The sequence below is a fragment of the Pseudomonas sp. YH-1 genome, assembly GCF_051990045.1.
GTDB lineage: Bacteria > Pseudomonadota > Gammaproteobacteria > Pseudomonadales > Pseudomonadaceae > Pseudomonas > Pseudomonas nicosulfuronedens.
On record NZ_CP178184.1, the window covers coordinates 819867 to 835071 of the forward strand.

The 15205-nt window shown below is 65.1% G+C and carries 17 protein-coding genes; 12 read left to right on the forward strand and 5 right to left on the reverse strand.

All coding sequences use genetic code 11. The features are described 5' to 3' along the window. The first annotated feature begins 2 nt into the window (after positions 1-2). Complete coding sequence (locus ACKI1H_RS03690) at positions 3-572, forward strand: hypothetical protein (RefSeq protein WP_440467686.1); 570 nt, start codon at positions 3-5, stop codon at positions 570-572. On the opposite strand, the gene radC is transcribed toward ACKI1H_RS03690, so the two are convergent. Next, entirely contained in the window at positions 546-1220 is a 675-nt protein-coding gene (gene radC, locus ACKI1H_RS03695) for a RadC family protein (RefSeq protein WP_138525940.1), read from the reverse strand. The two genes, ACKI1H_RS03690 and radC, sit on opposite strands and share 27 nt — an antisense overlap. 142 nt (positions 1221-1362) lie before the next feature. Between radC and coaBC the strand changes: the two genes are divergently transcribed. The 5 genes from coaBC (at position 1363) to ACKI1H_RS03720 (ending at position 7189) form a co-directional block, all read left to right on the forward strand. Next, entirely contained in the window at positions 1363-2571 is a 1209-nt protein-coding gene (gene coaBC / locus ACKI1H_RS03700; protein ID WP_045217692.1) for a bifunctional phosphopantothenoylcysteine decarboxylase/phosphopantothenate--cysteine ligase CoaBC, read from the forward strand. 7 nt (positions 2572-2578) lie between these two features. Then, positions 2579-3034, forward strand: a complete 456-nt coding sequence (gene dut / locus ACKI1H_RS03705; protein ID WP_081515156.1) for a dUTP diphosphatase — start codon at positions 2579-2581, stop codon at positions 3032-3034. Positions 3035-3074: 40 nt separating this feature from the next. Continuing rightward, entirely contained in the window at positions 3075-5699 is a 2625-nt protein-coding gene (locus tag ACKI1H_RS03710) for a phosphomannomutase/phosphoglucomutase (RefSeq protein WP_440467687.1), read from the forward strand. Between the two features lie 30 nt (positions 5700-5729). Beyond that, the gene (argB, locus tag ACKI1H_RS03715) at positions 5730-6635 is read left to right on the forward strand and encodes an acetylglutamate kinase (RefSeq protein ID WP_024762065.1); all 906 of its coding nucleotides are present in this window, start codon (positions 5730-5732) and stop codon (positions 6633-6635) included. Positions 6636-6742: 107 nt separating this feature from the next. Beyond that, on the forward strand, positions 6743-7189 hold the full coding sequence (locus ACKI1H_RS03720; protein ID WP_138525938.1) for an acyl-CoA thioesterase: 447 nt from the start codon (positions 6743-6745) through the stop codon (positions 7187-7189). 16 nt (positions 7190-7205) lie between these two features. Here the strand turns inward: ACKI1H_RS03720 and ACKI1H_RS03725 are convergent, their stop codons facing one another. Further along, a complete protein-coding gene (locus ACKI1H_RS03725) occupies positions 7206-7823 on the reverse strand; it encodes a DUF4124 domain-containing protein (protein ID WP_138525937.1) in 618 nt (205 codons plus the stop codon). 19 nt (positions 7824-7842) lie between these two features. Beyond that, positions 7843-8484, reverse strand: coding sequence for an orotate phosphoribosyltransferase (gene pyrE, locus ACKI1H_RS03730; RefSeq protein WP_440467688.1), 642 nt, complete (start codon positions 8482-8484; stop codon positions 7843-7845). An 81-nt stretch (positions 8485-8565) separates the two neighbouring features. Here pyrE and ACKI1H_RS03735 point away from each other — a divergent pair, with 81 nt between their 5' ends. Then, positions 8566-9345 carry an exodeoxyribonuclease III gene (locus ACKI1H_RS03735; RefSeq protein ID WP_138525935.1) on the forward strand — a complete coding sequence of 260 codons (780 nt, stop codon included), beginning with the start codon at positions 8566-8568 and terminating at the stop codon, positions 9343-9345. Between the two features lie 73 nt (positions 9346-9418). Here the strand turns inward: ACKI1H_RS03735 and ACKI1H_RS03740 are convergent, their stop codons facing one another. Both ACKI1H_RS03740 and rph read right to left on the reverse strand, forming a co-directional pair. Continuing rightward, positions 9419-9790: a DUF4870 domain-containing protein gene (locus tag ACKI1H_RS03740; RefSeq protein WP_416748726.1), complete on the reverse strand. Its 372-nt coding sequence runs from the start codon at positions 9788-9790 to the stop codon at positions 9419-9421. A 49-nt stretch (positions 9791-9839) separates the two neighbouring features. Beyond that, positions 9840-10559 (reverse strand): ribonuclease PH, encoded by a 720-nt coding sequence (gene rph / locus ACKI1H_RS03745; RefSeq protein WP_440467689.1) that lies wholly within the window; start codon positions 10557-10559, stop codon positions 9840-9842. 166 nt (positions 10560-10725) lie between these two features. Between rph and ACKI1H_RS03750 the strand changes: the two genes are divergently transcribed. From ACKI1H_RS03750 to ACKI1H_RS03770, 5 genes are all read left to right on the forward strand, one after another. Further along, positions 10726-11589: a YicC/YloC family endoribonuclease gene (locus ACKI1H_RS03750; RefSeq protein WP_440467690.1), complete on the forward strand. Its 864-nt coding sequence runs from the start codon at positions 10726-10728 to the stop codon at positions 11587-11589. A 46-nt stretch (positions 11590-11635) separates the two neighbouring features. Beyond that, on the forward strand, positions 11636-12247 hold the full coding sequence (gene gmk, locus ACKI1H_RS03755; RefSeq protein WP_138525931.1) for a guanylate kinase: 612 nt from the start codon (positions 11636-11638) through the stop codon (positions 12245-12247). A 101-nt stretch (positions 12248-12348) separates the two neighbouring features. Further along, positions 12349-12615 (forward strand): DNA-directed RNA polymerase subunit omega, encoded by a 267-nt coding sequence (gene rpoZ / locus ACKI1H_RS03760; RefSeq protein WP_024762058.1) that lies wholly within the window; start codon positions 12349-12351, stop codon positions 12613-12615. 60 nt (positions 12616-12675) lie between these two features. Next, positions 12676-14784, forward strand: coding sequence for a bifunctional GTP diphosphokinase/guanosine-3',5'-bis pyrophosphate 3'-pyrophosphohydrolase (spoT, locus tag ACKI1H_RS03765; RefSeq protein ID WP_138525930.1), 2109 nt, complete (start codon positions 12676-12678; stop codon positions 14782-14784). A gap of 20 nt (positions 14785-14804) precedes the next feature. Continuing rightward, positions 14805-15185: a RidA family protein gene (locus ACKI1H_RS03770; RefSeq protein ID WP_017520704.1), complete on the forward strand. Its 381-nt coding sequence runs from the start codon at positions 14805-14807 to the stop codon at positions 15183-15185. Positions 15186-15205: the final 20 nt, after the last annotated feature.

The following is a 15205-nucleotide window of genomic DNA, read 5'->3' on the forward strand; positions in this document are numbered from 1 at the left end:
AATTGCTCGACCATCTGCTGCCCGAGTTCCAGTTCGCCGAGCGGCACTCGCTGACCATGCGGGCATCGCCCGGGCAGGTGCTGGACGCAGTGAGCCAGCTGACCGCCGAGCACGACCCGCTGGTGCAGCGCCTCCTGCAGATCCGCGAGGCGCCTGCACGGCTCGCCCTGCACCTGGGGCTGCGCAATGCCCTGGAGGATCGTCCACGCTTCGGCTTGCATGAATTCACCCTGCTGGGCCGCCATGGCGATCACGAGATCGCCTATGGACTGGTCGGGCGCTTCTGGCGCAGCGACTTCGGCCTGCGTCCGTGCGCCGACGGCGACGCCTTCCGGCGCTTCGCCGAACCCGGTACGCCCAGGCTGATGCTGCATTTTTCCTGCGCACCGGCAGAGCAGGACGGCTTCACCCATGTCCGCACGGAAACCCGCGTGCACTGTCCGGACCGCCGCAGCCGCCTGCTGTTCACCCCTTACTGGCTCGCTATCCGCCCGGTCAGCGGACTGATCCGCCGGCGCCTGCTGCGCGACATCCAGCGGCGCGTCTCAGAGCATCCCCAGCTCGGCCATTGACTGTGGCTCGCCGTCACCAACGATGAAGTGATCGAGCACGCGCACGTCGATCAGCGCCAGCGCCTGTACGATGCGGCGGGTCAGCAGGTCGTCGGACTGGCTCGGCTCGGCGATCCCTGAGGGGTGGTTGTGGGCCAGGATCAGCGCAGCGGCGTTATGCGCCAGGGCGCGCTTGACGATCTGCCGGGGGTAGACGCTGGCACTGTCGATGGAACCGTGGAACAGCACTTCGAAGTCCAGCAGGCGGTGGCGATTGTCCAGGAACAGGCAGGCGAAGACCTCGTGGGGCTCGTGGCGCAGCCGCGCCTTGAGGAAGTCGCGCACTGCCTGCGGGCTTTCCAGGGCGGGGCCACGGTCCATGTCCTCGGCCAGGTGCCGGCGCCCCATTTCCAGCACCGCCTGGAGCTGGGTGAACTTGGCCGGACCCAACCCGCGATGGCTGCAGAACGCGTCAAGGTCGGCCTCCAGCAGCGCGCGCAAACTGCCGAACTCAACCAGAAGCCGGCGCGCCAGGTCGACGGCACTGCAACCGGTGACACCGGTGCGCAGGAAGATGGCCAGCAATTCAGCATCGCTCAGGCTTGCTGCTCCCTGTTCGAGCAAGCGCTCCCGGGGGCGCTCCGACGCAGGCCAATCCAGAATTCTCACGCAACCTCCCAGGTCTGGTCCGCCCGCTGTTCCGGCGCAGGCGCTGTGCTATCTTAGCCCCCTCGCTGCGCGCGGCCGGAGGCCTGGGGAGGCGTCATCGGCTTCAGCGCGCGTCATCCATTTCCGTATTTAAGGCTGGCCTATGCAGCGGCTCTATCGTAAACGCATCGTTCTGGGCGTCGGCGGCGGTATCGCCGCCTACAAGAGCGCCGAACTGGTCCGCCGGTTGCGCGACCAGGGCGCCGAGGTGCGTGTCGTGATGACCCAGGGTGGCCGCGAGTTCATCACGCCGCTCACCCTTCAGGCCCTTTCCGGACACCCGGTGCACCTGGACCTGCTCGACCCTGCCGCCGAAGCGGCCATGGGGCATATCGAGCTGGCCCGCTGGGCCGACCTGGTACTGATAGCCCCCGCCACCGCCGACCTGATGGCGCGCCTGGCCCAGGGCGTGGCCAATGACCTGCTGACCACCCTGGTGCTCGCCACCGACGCGCAGGTCGCCCTGGCCCCCGCGATGAACCAGGCCATGTGGCGCGACCCGGCCACCCAGGTGAATGCCGAGCTGCTGCGTAGCCGCGGCCTGCACTTCTTCGGCCCCGCCGCGGGCAGCCAGGCCTGCGGTGACGTCGGACCAGGGCGCATGCTCGAGGCCGAGGAGCTGGCACAACTGGCCGCCGACTGCTTCGAGTTCAAGGCCCTGACCGGCCAGCACATCCTGATCACCGCAGGGCCGACTCAGGAAAACATCGACCCGGTGCGCTACATCACCAACCACAGCTCCGGGAAGATGGGCTTCGCCCTGGCCGAAGCGGCCGCCGAAGCCGGCGCCCGCGTGACCCTGGTGACCGGCCCCGTGCACCTGCCGACCCCGGACCGCGTGAGCCGCGTCGACGTGGTCAGCGCCCGCGACATGCTCGCCGCCTGCGAAGCGGCGATGCCGGCCGACATCCTGATCGCTTCCGCCGCCGTAGCCGACTACCGCCCGGAACTGGTCGCCACGCAGAAACTCAAGAAAGACCCCACCACCGGTGACGGCCTGCTCTTGCAGCTGGTGCGCAATCCCGACATCCTCGCCACCCTCTCGCTGCGCGAGGACCGGCCCTTCAGTGTCGGCTTCGCCGCGGAGACCGAGAACCTGCTCGAGTACGCCTCGCGCAAGCTCAAGGACAAGAATCTCGACCTGATCGTCGCCAATGACGTCGCAAATCCGTCCATCGGCTTCAATAGTGAAGAGAACGCCATCACGGTCATCGACCGCGAATTGCACAAGACTGCGTTTGCCCAGACCAGCAAGGGCAAGATCGCCCGCCAGCTGATCGCCTTCATCGCCGAACGCATCAATCAACACTGAGAACTCAATGCATTCCCTGCAAGCCAAGATCCTCGACCCCCGCCTGGGCAGCGACTTCCCGCTGCCGCAGTACGCCACCCCGGGTTCCGCCGGCCTCGACCTGCGCGCCATGCTCAAGGAGGACTGCGTCCTCGAGCCGGGCCAGACCGTACTGATCCCCACTGGCCTGTCCATCTATGTCGCCGATCCCGGCCTGGCCGCGCTGATCCTTCCGCGCTCGGGCCTGGGCCACAAGCACGGCATCGTGCTGGGCAACCTGGTCGGCCTGATCGACTCGGACTACCAGGGCGAGCTGATGGTCTCCTGCTGGAACCGCGGCCAGACGGCCTTCAAGATCGCCATTGGCGAGCGCATCGCCCAGTTGGTACTGGTGCCGGTGGTGCAGGCGCACTTCGAGCTGGTCGAGAGTTTCGACGAAAGCCAGCGCGGCGCCGGCGGCTTCGGTCATTCCGGCAGCCATTGACCCTTTACCCTTTCAGGATGAATCGCCGAGGAGACGTTGCATGAAACTTTTCCAACGCACTGCCAAGGACAGCGCCGAACTGCCGGAACTGGTTCCGGCGGAGAAGGCCGTCAAAGGCCCCGCGGCCAAGGTCGACCTCAAGCCGCTGCTGCCCGCCCTCGCACTTACCGTCGGTGGCGTGGCGGCGGCCGGCGCGCTGCTGTGGTTCAGCCTGTTCGGTCAGGCGGACAGGACCCACGTCGCACAACTGAGCAGCGCCTGGTCGGAAAGCCAGGCCGGTACGCTGCGCCAGTCTCTCAGCCTGCTGGCCGCGGACAGCCGCGCCATGGCGAGCGACCCGCAGTTGCTGCCGGCCCTGCAGAGCAATGATCCGACACGCATCGCCGCGCTGGAGAAGACCCTGACCCAGGGCCATCTGGACGCACTGCTGGACGTTCACCTGAACGCCAATGGCCAGGCCGTGCAGGACACTTCCCGCCCCGGCCCGCTCAACTATGCCGCGCTGGACATGCTGCACCGCGTCGAGAGCGGCCAGGCCGTGGCGCCGGAGGCCTACAAGGTCGGCACCCGCTGGCTGGTCTACAGCCCCATTGCCCTGCGCGGTGCGGACAACACCATCCAGGGCTCGCTGCTGCTGGTGGTCGACCTGCAGCGCCTGCTCGGCAGTCTGCCGCCGATGTCCACCGATATCGGCCAGTTGCAGCTGTCCCAGCAGTTTGGCAACTCGCCAGCGCAGGTATTGCTGCAGCGCGGCCAGGCCGGTGACGCCGCGCCAATCAGTCTGTCCAGCGGCAACCCCAACTGGAAGCTGAGCTTCACCCCGGGCCCGACCATCACCAACCCGCTGTACTCGCCGACCCTGCTGGGCATCGCCGCGCTGCTCGCCCTGGCGGGCGGCCTGCTCGGTCTCTATCTTGCGCAAAGTGCGATGCAGCGCCGCGTCAGCAAGGATGCCCAGGCCCTGGGGCAGTTCATTCAGGAACTCGCCGGCCAACGCACTGCCAAAGCTCCTGAGCTGAGCCTGCCGAGCCTGCAGGCGCTGGCTCAGGCGCTGGCCCGTCAGCCGCGCCGCAAGACCGAAACACCCGGTGCCGGCGTCCCCGCCGCGCCTGCAGTCGCCGCCCAGCCGGTTCCGGCTGTTGCCGCTGCCAGCGCCCCGGCCGCTGCCACTGATACGCCATTGGTCGATCCGCTATTCCAGAACACCGACATTCTGGACATCGACATTCTTGATGAAGACCAGGATCTCCTGGGATTGGAGCAAACACCCGCTATGAGCACGCCTAAAGCCCCGCAGCTGCCCGCCAGCATCTTCCGCGCCTACGACATCCGTGGCGTGGTCGGCGACACCCTGACCACCGAGACCGCCTACTGGGTCGGCCGTGCGATCGGCTCCGAAAGCCTTGCGCGCGGCGAGCCGTGCGTTTCCGTGGGCCGCGACGGCCGCCTGTCCGGCCCCGAGCTGGTCCAGCACCTCATCCAGGGTCTGCTCGACTGCGGCTGCCAGGTCACCGACGTCGGCATGGTGCCGACTCCGGTCCTGTACTACGCGGCCAACGTCCTGGAAGGCAAGTCGGGCGTGATGCTCACCGGCAGCCACAACCCGCCGGACTACAACGGTTTCAAGATCGTCGTCGCCGGCGAGACCCTGGCCAACGAGCAGATCCAGGCGCTGCGCGAGCGCATCCAGAATGGCGATCTCGCCTCCGGCGTGGGCAGCGTGCAGCAGGTCGACATTCTGCCGCGCTACTTCCAGCAGATCCGCGACGACATCGCCCTGGCCAAGCCGCTGAAAGTGGTGGTGGACTGCGGCAACGGCGTGGCCGGTGTGATCGCCCCGCAACTGATCGAGGCCCTGGGCTGCACCGTGATCCCGCTGTACTGCGACGTCGACGGCACCTTCCCCAACCACCATCCGGACCCGGGCAAGCCCGAGAACCTGGAAGACCTGATCGCCAAGGTGAAAGAGACCGGCGCCGACCTCGGCCTGGCCTTCGACGGCGACGGCGACCGCGTGGGCGTGGTGACCAACGAAGGCACCATCATCTACCCCGACCGCCTGCTGATGCTGTTCGCCAAGGACGTGGTATCGCGCAATCCGGGCGCCGACATCATCTTCGACGTCAAATGCACCCGTCGCCTGATCTCGCTGATCAGCGGCTACGGCGGTCGCCCGGTGATGTGGAAGACCGGCCACTCGCTGATCAAGAAGAAGATGAAGGAAACCGGCGCGCTGCTCGCTGGCGAAATGAGCGGCCATATCTTCTTCAAGGAACGCTGGTACGGCTTCGACGATGGCATCTACAGCGCCGCGCGCCTGCTGGAAATCATCAGCCTGGACAAGCGCGACGCCGAGCGCGTGTTCTCCGCGTTCCCGATGGACATCTCCACCCCGGAAATCAACATCACCGTCACCGACGAGGGCAAGTTCGCCCTGATCGAAGCGCTGCAGGCCCGTGGCCAGTGGGGTGAAGCCAACCTCACCACCCTCGACGGCGTGCGCGTGGATTACCCCAAAGGCTGGGGCCTGGTTCGTGCGTCCAACACCACTCCGGTGCTGGTCCTGCGTTTCGAGGCGGATTCCCAGGAAGAACTGGAACGCATCAAGGAAGTGTTCCGCACCCAGCTGAAAGCGGTCGATCCCGCCCTCAGCCTGCCCTTCTGACCCTCAAGTAAGACTATGCCGGAGCCCACCATGACCCAGAGCCGCGATGACGCCGCCCAGGTTGCCCGCGTCCTTGCCGAAGCCCTGCCCTATATCCGCCGGTTCGTCGGCAAGACGCTGGTGATCAAGTACGGCGGCAACGCCATGGAAACGGACGAGCTGAAGAACAGCTTCGCCCGCGACGTGGTGCTGATGAAAGCCGTCGGCATCAACCCGGTGGTGGTCCATGGTGGTGGTCCGCAGATCGGCGACCTGCTCAGCCGCCTGTCGATCGAGAGCCACTTCATCGATGGCATGCGCGTCACCGACGCGCAGACCATGGACGTGGTGGAGATGGTCCTCGGCGGCCAGGTGAACAAGGACATCGTCAACCTGATCAACCGCCATGGCGGCAGCGCCATCGGCCTGACCGGCAAGGACGCTGAACTGATCCGCGCGAAGAAGCTCACCGTTACCCGCCAGACGCCGGAGATGACCAAGCCGGAAATCATCGACATCGGCCATGTGGGCGAAGTCACCGGGGTCAACGTCGACCTGCTGAACATGCTGGTGCAGGGTGACTTCATCCCGGTCATCGCACCGATCGGCGTGGGCGCCAACGGCGAGTCCTACAACATCAATGCCGACCTCGTGGCCGGCAAGGTGGCCGAGGCGCTGAAGGCCGAGAAGCTGATGCTGCTCACCAACATCGCCGGCCTGATGGACAAGCAGGGCCAGGTGCTCACCGGCCTGACCACCGAGCAGGTCAACGAGCTGATCGCCGACGGCACCATCTACGGCGGCATGCTGCCGAAGATCCGCTGCGCCCTGGAAGCGGTGCAAGGCGGCGTGACCAGCGCGCACATCATCGATGGCCGTGTGCCCAATGCCGTGCTTCTGGAGATCTTCACCGACAGTGGCGTCGGCACCCTGATCACCAATCGCAAGCAGCGCTGATCAAAGACACCCGCCAGGAGCGATCCTCGCGGGTGTTTTTCTGCCTGTTCGGGGCCCCTTCAGCCTGATGGACGTCCTGCCTCGAACAGGTCTTCAGGAGATTTTGCATGGCCGCGTCCCCCGTTTCCCGCAACGATTTCAGCTTCTTCCACGGCCTGCGCGTGCGCTGGTCGGAGGTCGACCCCCAGGGCATCGTCTTCAACGGCAACTACCTGACCTACGCCGATGTCGCCACCACCGAGTACTACCGCCACCTGGGCGTGAGCTACCCGGCTGACCTGCTGCGCGGCGGTGGCGATCTGTTCGCGGTGAAGACCACCCTGGAATACCTGGCGCCCGCGCGCTTCGACGACTGGCTGGAAATGGGCGTGCGCGTCAGTCGGCTGGGCCGCAGCAGCCTGACCTTCCAGGTATCGATCTGGTGTGATGAAACCCTGCTGACGCTGGGGGAGCTGATCTACGCCTATGCCGGAGAAGACCGGACAAGCCAGCCCTTGCCGGACTGGCTGCGCGGGAAGATAAACGAATTCGAGCGCGTCTCTCCGCAACAGTGAGCGGCGAAAGGCGGGCTCAGTTTCCCATCAGCTGGGCTACGCGGGCGCGGTCCTCGCCGAAGCTGCTCACCGCCTGGGTGCGTAGCTGCTGATAGCGGGCGATGTCCTGCTGCAGGCGCTGTTCGTCGCTGCGCAGGTTACTCAGTTGCGCGACCAGGTCATCCGGCACCTGGCGCCCGGCACGCTCCTGATCGGCGGCGCGGGCCTGCAGGTTGGCCTGCTGCGTTTTCAGCGACTGCAGGTTGCCCTTGGCCACGCTGGTCAGCCCATCGAGCTCGGCGAGCTTGCGGTCGCGGGCACGGTCGACGTCTTCCACGCTGGTGTACATGCGCATCAGCTGCTGGTCGGAACTGGCGCGGGCGGCGTCCGCCTTGCGCTGCTCGATCTCGGCGGCGGTCGGCGCCGGCGGCACCTCACGGATTACCCGGCCCTGGTCGTTGAGCACCTGGTAGCCCTTGCCAATGTACTGCGGCGGCACGCCCAGGCGGTCGATGACGGTGATGCCCTTGTCATTGACGTAGCGGTACATCTCCACCTGGCTGGTCGGCTGACCGGCAGCCGCCGCCTGCCCCGCGAGCACGGCCCCCAGAAGCCCCATCAACACCCTGTAGCGGTAAGCACCCTGCTTGGCCATGCCGACACCCTTGTTCCGGTTAGATACCGTACTGCGCCCGATAGGCCTCGACGGCCCCGAGGTGCTGCTTGAGCTGACCGTCGCCGGCCAGATACTCCAGCACTTGTTCCAGCGAGACAATGCTTACGACCGGGATCGAGAAGTCCCGTTCAACTTCCTGGATCGCAGACAGTTCGCCCTTGCCACGCTCCTGGCGGTTCAGCGCGATCAACACACCGGCTGCCTGGGCACCCTGGGCGTCGATGATCTGCATGACCTCGCGGATCGCCGTGCCGGCAGTGATCACGTCATCGATGATCAGCGCGCGACCGGTCAGCGGAGCGCCGACCAGCGTGCCGCCTTCGCCATGGTCCTTGGCTTCCTTGCGGTTGAAGCACCAGGGCAGGTCGCGGCCGTGCTGTTCTGCCAGCGCAATGGCTGTAGCGGCCGCCAGCGGAATTCCTTTATAGGCCGGGCCGAACAACACGTCGAAAGGTATGCCGCTATCGACCACCGCGCTGGCGTAGAAACGACCCAGCTGGGACAGCGCAACGCCGGTGTTGAACAGGCCGGCATTGAAGAAGTACGGACTGGTGCGCCCGGACTTGAGGGTGAATTCGCCGAAGCGAAGAACGCCGCGCTCGATGGCGAAGCGGATGAAATCGCGTTGATATGCGTGCATGGGAGAGAACCGGCCGGTATGAATTTAGCTAAACCGTTTGAGCTCGGGTATCATACACACACGTGATTTTGGGGGCCATTTATGCGGATCATCAGTGTGAACGTGAATGGTATTCAGGCTGCAGCCGAGCGTGGTTTGCTCAGTTGGCTGCAAGCCCAGAATGCCGACGTGATCTGCTTGCAGGATACCCGCGCCTCCGCTTTCGATCTGGATGACCCATCCTACCAACTGGATGGCTACTTCCTGTACGCCTGCGATGCCGAAGTGCCCAGTCAGGGCGGCGTCGCACTCTATAGTCGTCTGCAACCCAAGGCTGTCATAAGCGGCCTGGGTTTCGAGATGGCCGATCGTTACGGGCGCTACCTGCAAGCCGATTTCGATAAGGTGAGTATCGCCACTCTCCTGCTGCCTACCGGGCAGGAAGGGGACGAGAACCTGAACCACAAGTTCAAGTTCATGGACGATTTCGCCCAGTACATGAACAAGCAGCGCCGCAAGCGCCGCGAATACATCTATTGCGGCTCGCTGTACGTCGCGCATCAGAAGCTGGACGTGAAGAACTGGCGCGAATGCCAGCAATCTCCGGGCTTCATGGCGCCGGAGCGTGGCTGGATGGATGAGATCTTCGGCACCATGGGCTACGTCGACGCCCTGCGCGAGGTCAACCGCGAAGGCGACCAGTACAGTTGGTGGCCGGAAAGCGAACAGGCCGAGCTGCTCAACCTGGGCTGGCGCTTCGACTATCAGATCCTCACGCCGGGTCTGCGCCGCTTCGTGCGTAGCGCCAAGCTGCCGCGGCAGCCACGCTTCTCCCAGCATGCGCCGCTGATCGTCGATTACGACTGGACCCTGAGTATCTGAGTCCTTTCGCGCCGCCGCAAGGCGGACAGAAAAAAGCCGGCTTCGAGCCGGCTTTTTCGTGTCTGGAGCGCGCTTACTTGATCGGACGCCAGGTGAAGGGATAGCGGTAATCCAGCCCTTCGTTGGCCTTGATCCCGGCGATGATGGTCAGTACCAGCGCCCCGATACTCACCAGGCCCAGCAGGAAGAAGCCGATCACCACCAGCATCAGCAGGAAGCTGACCACCACCGCGAGGCTCACGGTGATCTGGAAGTTCAGCGCTTCCTTGCCCTGGCGATCCACGAACGGGTCCGATTCACGCTTGATCTGCCAGACGATCAGCGGCCCGAGCAGGTTGCCGAAGGGGAAGATGAAGCCGAGGAAGGCAGCGAAGTGGCAGAACATCGCCCACTGCCGGGCTTCCTGGCTCGGCTGAACCTGCTGTACCGGTACTTCGTCGCTCATCCTTTCGCTCCTTGCACTTGATAGTCAGGCGGCCTCGCCGCCCGTCAGATCACTCGGCCAGCGCTGCGCGTTGCAGCTCAAACAGCTCTTGCAGGCCTTTCTGGGCCAGTTCCAGCATGGCATTGAGCTCGGCCGGCTGGAAGGGGGCGCCCTCGGCGGTGCCCTGAACTTCGATGAAGCCGCCGGCATCGGTCATGACCACGTTCAGGTCGGTCTCGGCGGCGGAGTCTTCCAGGTAATCCAGGTCCAGTACCGGCTCGCCCTGGTACATGCCCACGGAAACCGCAGCGACCATCTGCTTGAGCGGGTTGCCCTTGAGGGCGCCGCGCTTCTTCAGCACGGCCAGGGCATCGATCAGCGCCACGGTGGCACCGGTGATGGAAGCGGTGCGGGTGCCTCCGTCGGCCTGGATCACATCGCAGTCGATGTACAGGGTGTTCTCGCCCAGCTTGGACAGGTCCAGCGCGGCACGCAGGGAGCGGCCGATCAGGCGCTGGATTTCCAGGGTGCGGCCACCCTGCTTGCCGCGCGCGGCTTCACGCTGGTTACGCTCGCCGGTGGAACGCGGCAGCATGCCGTACTCGGCGGTCAGCCAGCCCTGGCCCTGGCCCTTGAGGAAGCGCGGCACACCGGATTCGGCGCTGACGGTGCAGATCACCTTGGTGTCGCCGAACTCGACCAGCACGGAGCCCTCGGCGTGCTTGGTGTAATGGCGGGTGATACGGATCGGGCGCAGTTGGTCGGCGGCGCGGCCACTGGGACGGTTCATGGAGGCATCCTGTACAGATTACTGGCGGGGGAATGTCCGCCATTATAGAGGCCAGCGGACGGGCGCAACCACCGCCAGCGTGCTGCTGCGCGCTACGCTGGGGTACAATTACCGGTTTCCGACGACCTGTCGGCCGTTTTCCCAGCCCATTCAGAGAGGTGACTCCATGGTCCACAGCATGACCGCCTTCGCCCGCGTCGAGCGCGCCAGCACCCATGGAACCCTGAGCTGGGAGCTGCGCTCGGTCAACCATCGCTACCTCGAGCCCAACCTGCGCCTGCCCGAAGCCTTCCGCGACCTCGAAGGCGCGGTGCGCGAGGCCCTGCGCCAGGGCCTGTCGCGCGGCAAGGTGGAATGTACCCTGCGCTTCAACGAGGAGAGCGCCGGCAAGGCGCTGCAAGTCGATCGCGAGCGCGCCGCGCAACTGGTCGCCGCTGCCGAGACCGTCGCCGACCTGATCAAGAGTCCCGCCCCGCTCGACCCGCTGGCCGTGCTGGCCTGGCCGGGAGTACTGGTGGGCGATGCCGCCGACCCGCAGGCGCTCAACGCCAGCGCACTGGCCGCCTTCACCCAGGCCCTGGACGAGCTCAAGGCTGGCCGCGCCCGCGAAGGTGCAGAGCTTTCGAAGATCATCGATGAGCGCCTGACTGCCATGCAGGAAGACGTTGCCAACCTGCGCCAGCTGGTGCCGGAAATGCTCGCCAACCAGCGCCAGAAAGTGCTGGACCGCTTCACCGAAATGAAAGCCGAGCTCGACCCGCAGCGCCTGGAGCAGGAAATGGTCCTGCTGGCGCAGAAGAGCGATGTCGCCGAGGAACTCGATCGCCTGACCACCCACGTCACCGAAGTACGCCGCGTGCTCAAGGCTGGTGGTGCCGCTGGCCGACGCCTGGACTTCCTGATGCAGGAACTCAACCGCGAGGCCAACACTCTAGGTTCGAAGGCTTTCGACCCGCGCTCTACCCAGGCCGCGGTCAACCTCAAGGTCCTGATCGAGCAGATGCGCGAACAGGTCCAGAATATCGAGTAAGCCGGACGCCTCCGGCCCCAATCCACCGCAACTCCAGGAAAGCGCCATGTCCGGCACCCTGTACATCGTTTCCGCGCCGTCGGGCGCCGGCAAGACCAGTCTGGTCAAGGCCCTGCTCGACGCCATGCCCAACGTGCGCGTCTCCGTCTCCCATACCACCCGCGGCATGCGTCCGGGCGAAGTGGACGGGGTGAACTATCACTTCGTCGGCCACGACACCTTCCGGGCCATGCTCGAGCGCAACGAATTCCTCGAACACGCGCAGGTCTTCGACAACCTCTACGGCACCTCGCAGCGCTGGGTCGAGAAGACCCTCGCCGAAGGCAACGACCTGATCCTGGAGATCGACTGGCAGGGCGCGCAGCAGGTGCGCCGGCTGATGCCCCAGGCGCAATCGATCTTCATCCTGCCGCCGACCCAGGAAGCCCTGCGCCAGCGCCTGACCAACCGCGGCCAGGACAGCGACGAGGTGATCGAACGGCGCATGCAGGAAGCCGTCAGCGAAATGAGCCACTATGTGGAATACGATCACCTGGTGATCAACGACGATTTCGCCCACGCACTGGAAGACCTCAAGGCGATCTTCCGCGCCCGACAGCTGCGCCAGGATGCCCAGCAACAGCGTCATACCGACCTGCTGCAACGCCTGCTCGCCTGATTCGGGCGAGAGAAGGCACTTCCATAAAGATTGGCGATTTTTTAGACTATCCAGTCCGCCCGGTATTTCTCCGGGTCTCCATTTGCGTAATGAGGAACACCATGGCCCGCGTCACCGTTGAAGACTGCCTGGACAACGTCGATAACCGTTTCGAGCTGGTCATGCTCGCCACCAAGCGTTCGCGCCAGCTGGCTACCGGCGGCAAAGAGCCCAAGGTACCGTGGGAAAACGACAAGCCCACCGTTGTCGCCCTGCGCGAAATCGCCTCGGGCCTGGTGGATGCTGACATCGTTCAGCAGGAGGACGTGGTTGAAGAAGAGCCGCTGTTCGCTGCCTTTGAAGACGAGGCCAACAACGAGGCCCTGTAAGTCGATGTCCGGCCGACGAATCGGCGCACCGCGATATGCCGCTCGGCAGGGGGTAAGCCCATGCCGAGCATAGACGCCTTCGCCGACCGTCTGTCGAGCTACCTGGGCCCGGATCAGGTCAACCTGGTTCGCCGCGCCTACTACTACGCCGAGCAGGCCCACGACGGGCAGCGCCGCCGCAGCGGTGAGGCTTACGTCACCCATCCGCTCGCCGTCGCCAACATCCTCGCCGACATGCACATGGACCATCAGAGCCTGATGGCAGCCATGCTGCACGATGTGATCGAGGACACCGGCATCGCCAAGGAAGCGCTCACCGCGCAGTTCGGCGAAACCGTCTCGGAACTCGTGGACGGGGTCAGCAAGCTGACCCAGATGAACTTCGAGTCCAAGGCCGAGGCACAGGCCGAGAACTTCCAGAAGATGGCCATGGCCATGGCGCGCGACATACGCGTGATCCTGGTGAAGCTGGCCGACCGCCTGCACAACATGCGCACGCTGGAAGTCCTGTCCGGCGAGAAGCGCCGGCGCATCGCCAAGGAAACCCTGGAAATCTACGCGCCCATCGCCAACCGGCTGGGCATGCACAGCATGCGCGTGGAATTCGAAGACCTGGGCTTCAAGGCGATGCACCCGATGCGCTCCGAGCGCATCCGCCAGGCGGTGAAGAAGGCCCGCGGCAACCGCCGCGAGATCGTCGGCAAGATCCAGGAGTCGCTGGTCAACTGCCTCGCCCGCGAAGGCATGGAAGGCCAAGTCCTGGGCCGCGAGAAGCACCTGTTCAGCATCTACAAGAAGATGCGCGGCAAGCGCAAGGCGTTCAACGAGATCATGGACGTCTACGCCTTCCGCATCATCGTCGACAAGGTCGACACCTGCTACCGCGTGCTCGGCGCCGTGCACAACCTGTACAAGCCGTTCCCCGGCCGCTTCAAGGATTACATCGCGATTCCCAAGGCCAACGGCTACCAGTCGTTGCACACCACGCTGTTCGGCATGCATGGCGTGCCCATCGAGATCCAGATCCGCACCCGCGAGATGGAAGAGATGGCCAACCACGGCATCGCCGCGCACTGGCTGTACAAATCCAGTGAAGAGGAAGCGCAGAAAGGCACCCATGCCCGCGCCCGCCAGTGGGTGAAGGGCATCCTCGAACTGCAGCAGCGCGCCGGCAACTCGCTGGAATTCATCGAGAACGTGAAGATCGACCTGTTCCCGGACGAGGTCTACGTCTTCACGCCCAAGGGCCGCATCATGGAGCTGCCCAAGGGGTCCACGGCCGTCGACTTCGCCTACGCGGTGCACACCGACGTCGGCAACAGCTGCATCGCCTGCCGCATCAACCGCCGCCTGGCGCCGCTGTCCGAGCCCCTGCAAAGCGGTGCGACCGTGGAAATCGTCACTGCGCCAGGCACCCGGCCGAACCCGGCGTGGCTCAACTTCGTGGTCACCGGCAAGGCGCGCACGCACATCCGCCACGCGCTCAAGCTGCAACGCCGCTCCGAGTCGATCAACCTCGGCGAGCGCCTGCTGAACAAGACCCTGGCCGGCTTCGACAGCCACCTGGAGAAGATCCCGCAGGAGCGCATCCAGGGCGTGCTCACCGAGTACCGCATGGAAGTCTTCGAGGACCTGCTCGAAGAGATCGGCCTGGGCAATCGCATGGCCTACGTGGTCGCGCGCCGGCTGCTGTCCAGCGAAGGCGCAGAAGCGCCGAGCGCCGAAGGTCCGCTGGCGATCCGCGGCACCGAAGGCCTGGTACTCAGCTACGCCAAGTGCTGCACGCCGATCCCGGGCGACCCGATCGTCGGCCACCTGTCGGCCGGCAAGGGCATGGTCGTGCACCTGGAGAACTGCCGGAACATCAGCGAAATTCGCCACAATCCGGAAAAGTGCATCCAGCTCAGCTGGGCCAAGGATGTCACCGGCGAATTCAACGTCGAGCTGCGCGTCGAGCTGGAGCACCAGCGCGGCCTGATCGCCCTGCTGGCGACCAGCGTCAACGCCGCCGATGGCAACATCGAGAAGATCAGCATGGACGAGCGCGACGGCCGCATCAGCGTGGTCCAGCTCGTCGTCAGCGTGCATGACCGTGTGCACCTGGCCCGCGTCATCAAGAAGCTGCGCGCGCTCAAGGGCGTGATCCGCATCACCCGCATGCGCAGCTGATCCCACCCTAAGGAGTCGACATGACCAAGACCGTAATCCATACCGACAAAGCCCCGGCCGCCATCGGTACCTACTCCCAGGCCATCAAGGCTGGCAACACCGTCTATGTCTCCGGTCAGATCCCGCTGGACCCGAAAACCATGGAACTGGTCGAGGGCTTCGAAGAGCAGACCGTCCAGGTCTTCGAGAACCTGAAAGCCGTCATCGAGGCTTCCGGCGGCTACCTGCACGACGTCGCCAAGCTGAACATCTTCCTCACCGACCTGTCGCACTTCGCCAAGGTCAACGAGATCATGGGCAAGTACTTCGTCCAGCCCTACCCGGCCCGCGCCGCCATCGGCGTTGCCGCCCTGCCCAAGGGCGCCCAGGTCGAGATGGACGCCATCGTCGTCCTGGAATAAGCGTCACGAAATACCTACGG

What these genes read in the sequence shown, in the direction of transcription:
- argB (WP_024762065.1), top strand. Translation starts at nt 5,730, where the DNA reads ATGACCCAGAGCCGCGATGACGCCGCCCAGGTTGCCCGCGTCCTTGCC.
- coaBC (WP_045217692.1), top strand. Translation starts at nt 1,363, where the DNA reads ATGCAGCGGCTCTATCGTAAACGCATCGTTCTGGGCGTCGGCGGCGGT.
- pyrE (WP_440467688.1), bottom strand. Translation starts at nt 8,484, where the DNA reads ATGCACGCATATCAACGCGATTTCATCCGCTTCGCCATCGAGCGCGGC.
- ACKI1H_RS03770 (WP_017520704.1), top strand. Translation starts at nt 14,805, where the DNA reads ATGACCAAGACCGTAATCCATACCGACAAAGCCCCGGCCGCCATCGGT.
- ACKI1H_RS03710 (WP_440467687.1), top strand. Translation starts at nt 3,075, where the DNA reads ATGAAACTTTTCCAACGCACTGCCAAGGACAGCGCCGAACTGCCGGAA.
- rph (WP_440467689.1), bottom strand. Translation starts at nt 10,559, where the DNA reads ATGAACCGTCCCAGTGGCCGCGCCGCCGACCAACTGCGCCCGATCCGT.
- dut (WP_081515156.1), top strand. Translation starts at nt 2,579, where the DNA reads ATGCATTCCCTGCAAGCCAAGATCCTCGACCCCCGCCTGGGCAGCGAC.
- ACKI1H_RS03725 (WP_138525937.1), bottom strand. Translation starts at nt 7,823, where the DNA reads ATGGCCAAGCAGGGTGCTTACCGCTACAGGGTGTTGATGGGGCTTCTG.
- spoT (WP_138525930.1), top strand. Translation starts at nt 12,676, where the DNA reads ATGCCGAGCATAGACGCCTTCGCCGACCGTCTGTCGAGCTACCTGGGC.
- ACKI1H_RS03750 (WP_440467690.1), top strand. Translation starts at nt 10,726, where the DNA reads ATGGTCCACAGCATGACCGCCTTCGCCCGCGTCGAGCGCGCCAGCACC.
- gmk (WP_138525931.1), top strand. Translation starts at nt 11,636, where the DNA reads ATGTCCGGCACCCTGTACATCGTTTCCGCGCCGTCGGGCGCCGGCAAG.
- ACKI1H_RS03735 (WP_138525935.1), top strand. Translation starts at nt 8,566, where the DNA reads ATGCGGATCATCAGTGTGAACGTGAATGGTATTCAGGCTGCAGCCGAG.
- ACKI1H_RS03740 (WP_416748726.1), bottom strand. Translation starts at nt 9,790, where the DNA reads ATGAGCGACGAAGTACCGGTACAGCAGGTTCAGCCGAGCCAGGAAGCC.
- rpoZ (WP_024762058.1), top strand. Translation starts at nt 12,349, where the DNA reads ATGGCCCGCGTCACCGTTGAAGACTGCCTGGACAACGTCGATAACCGT.
- ACKI1H_RS03720 (WP_138525938.1), top strand. Translation starts at nt 6,743, where the DNA reads ATGGCCGCGTCCCCCGTTTCCCGCAACGATTTCAGCTTCTTCCACGGC.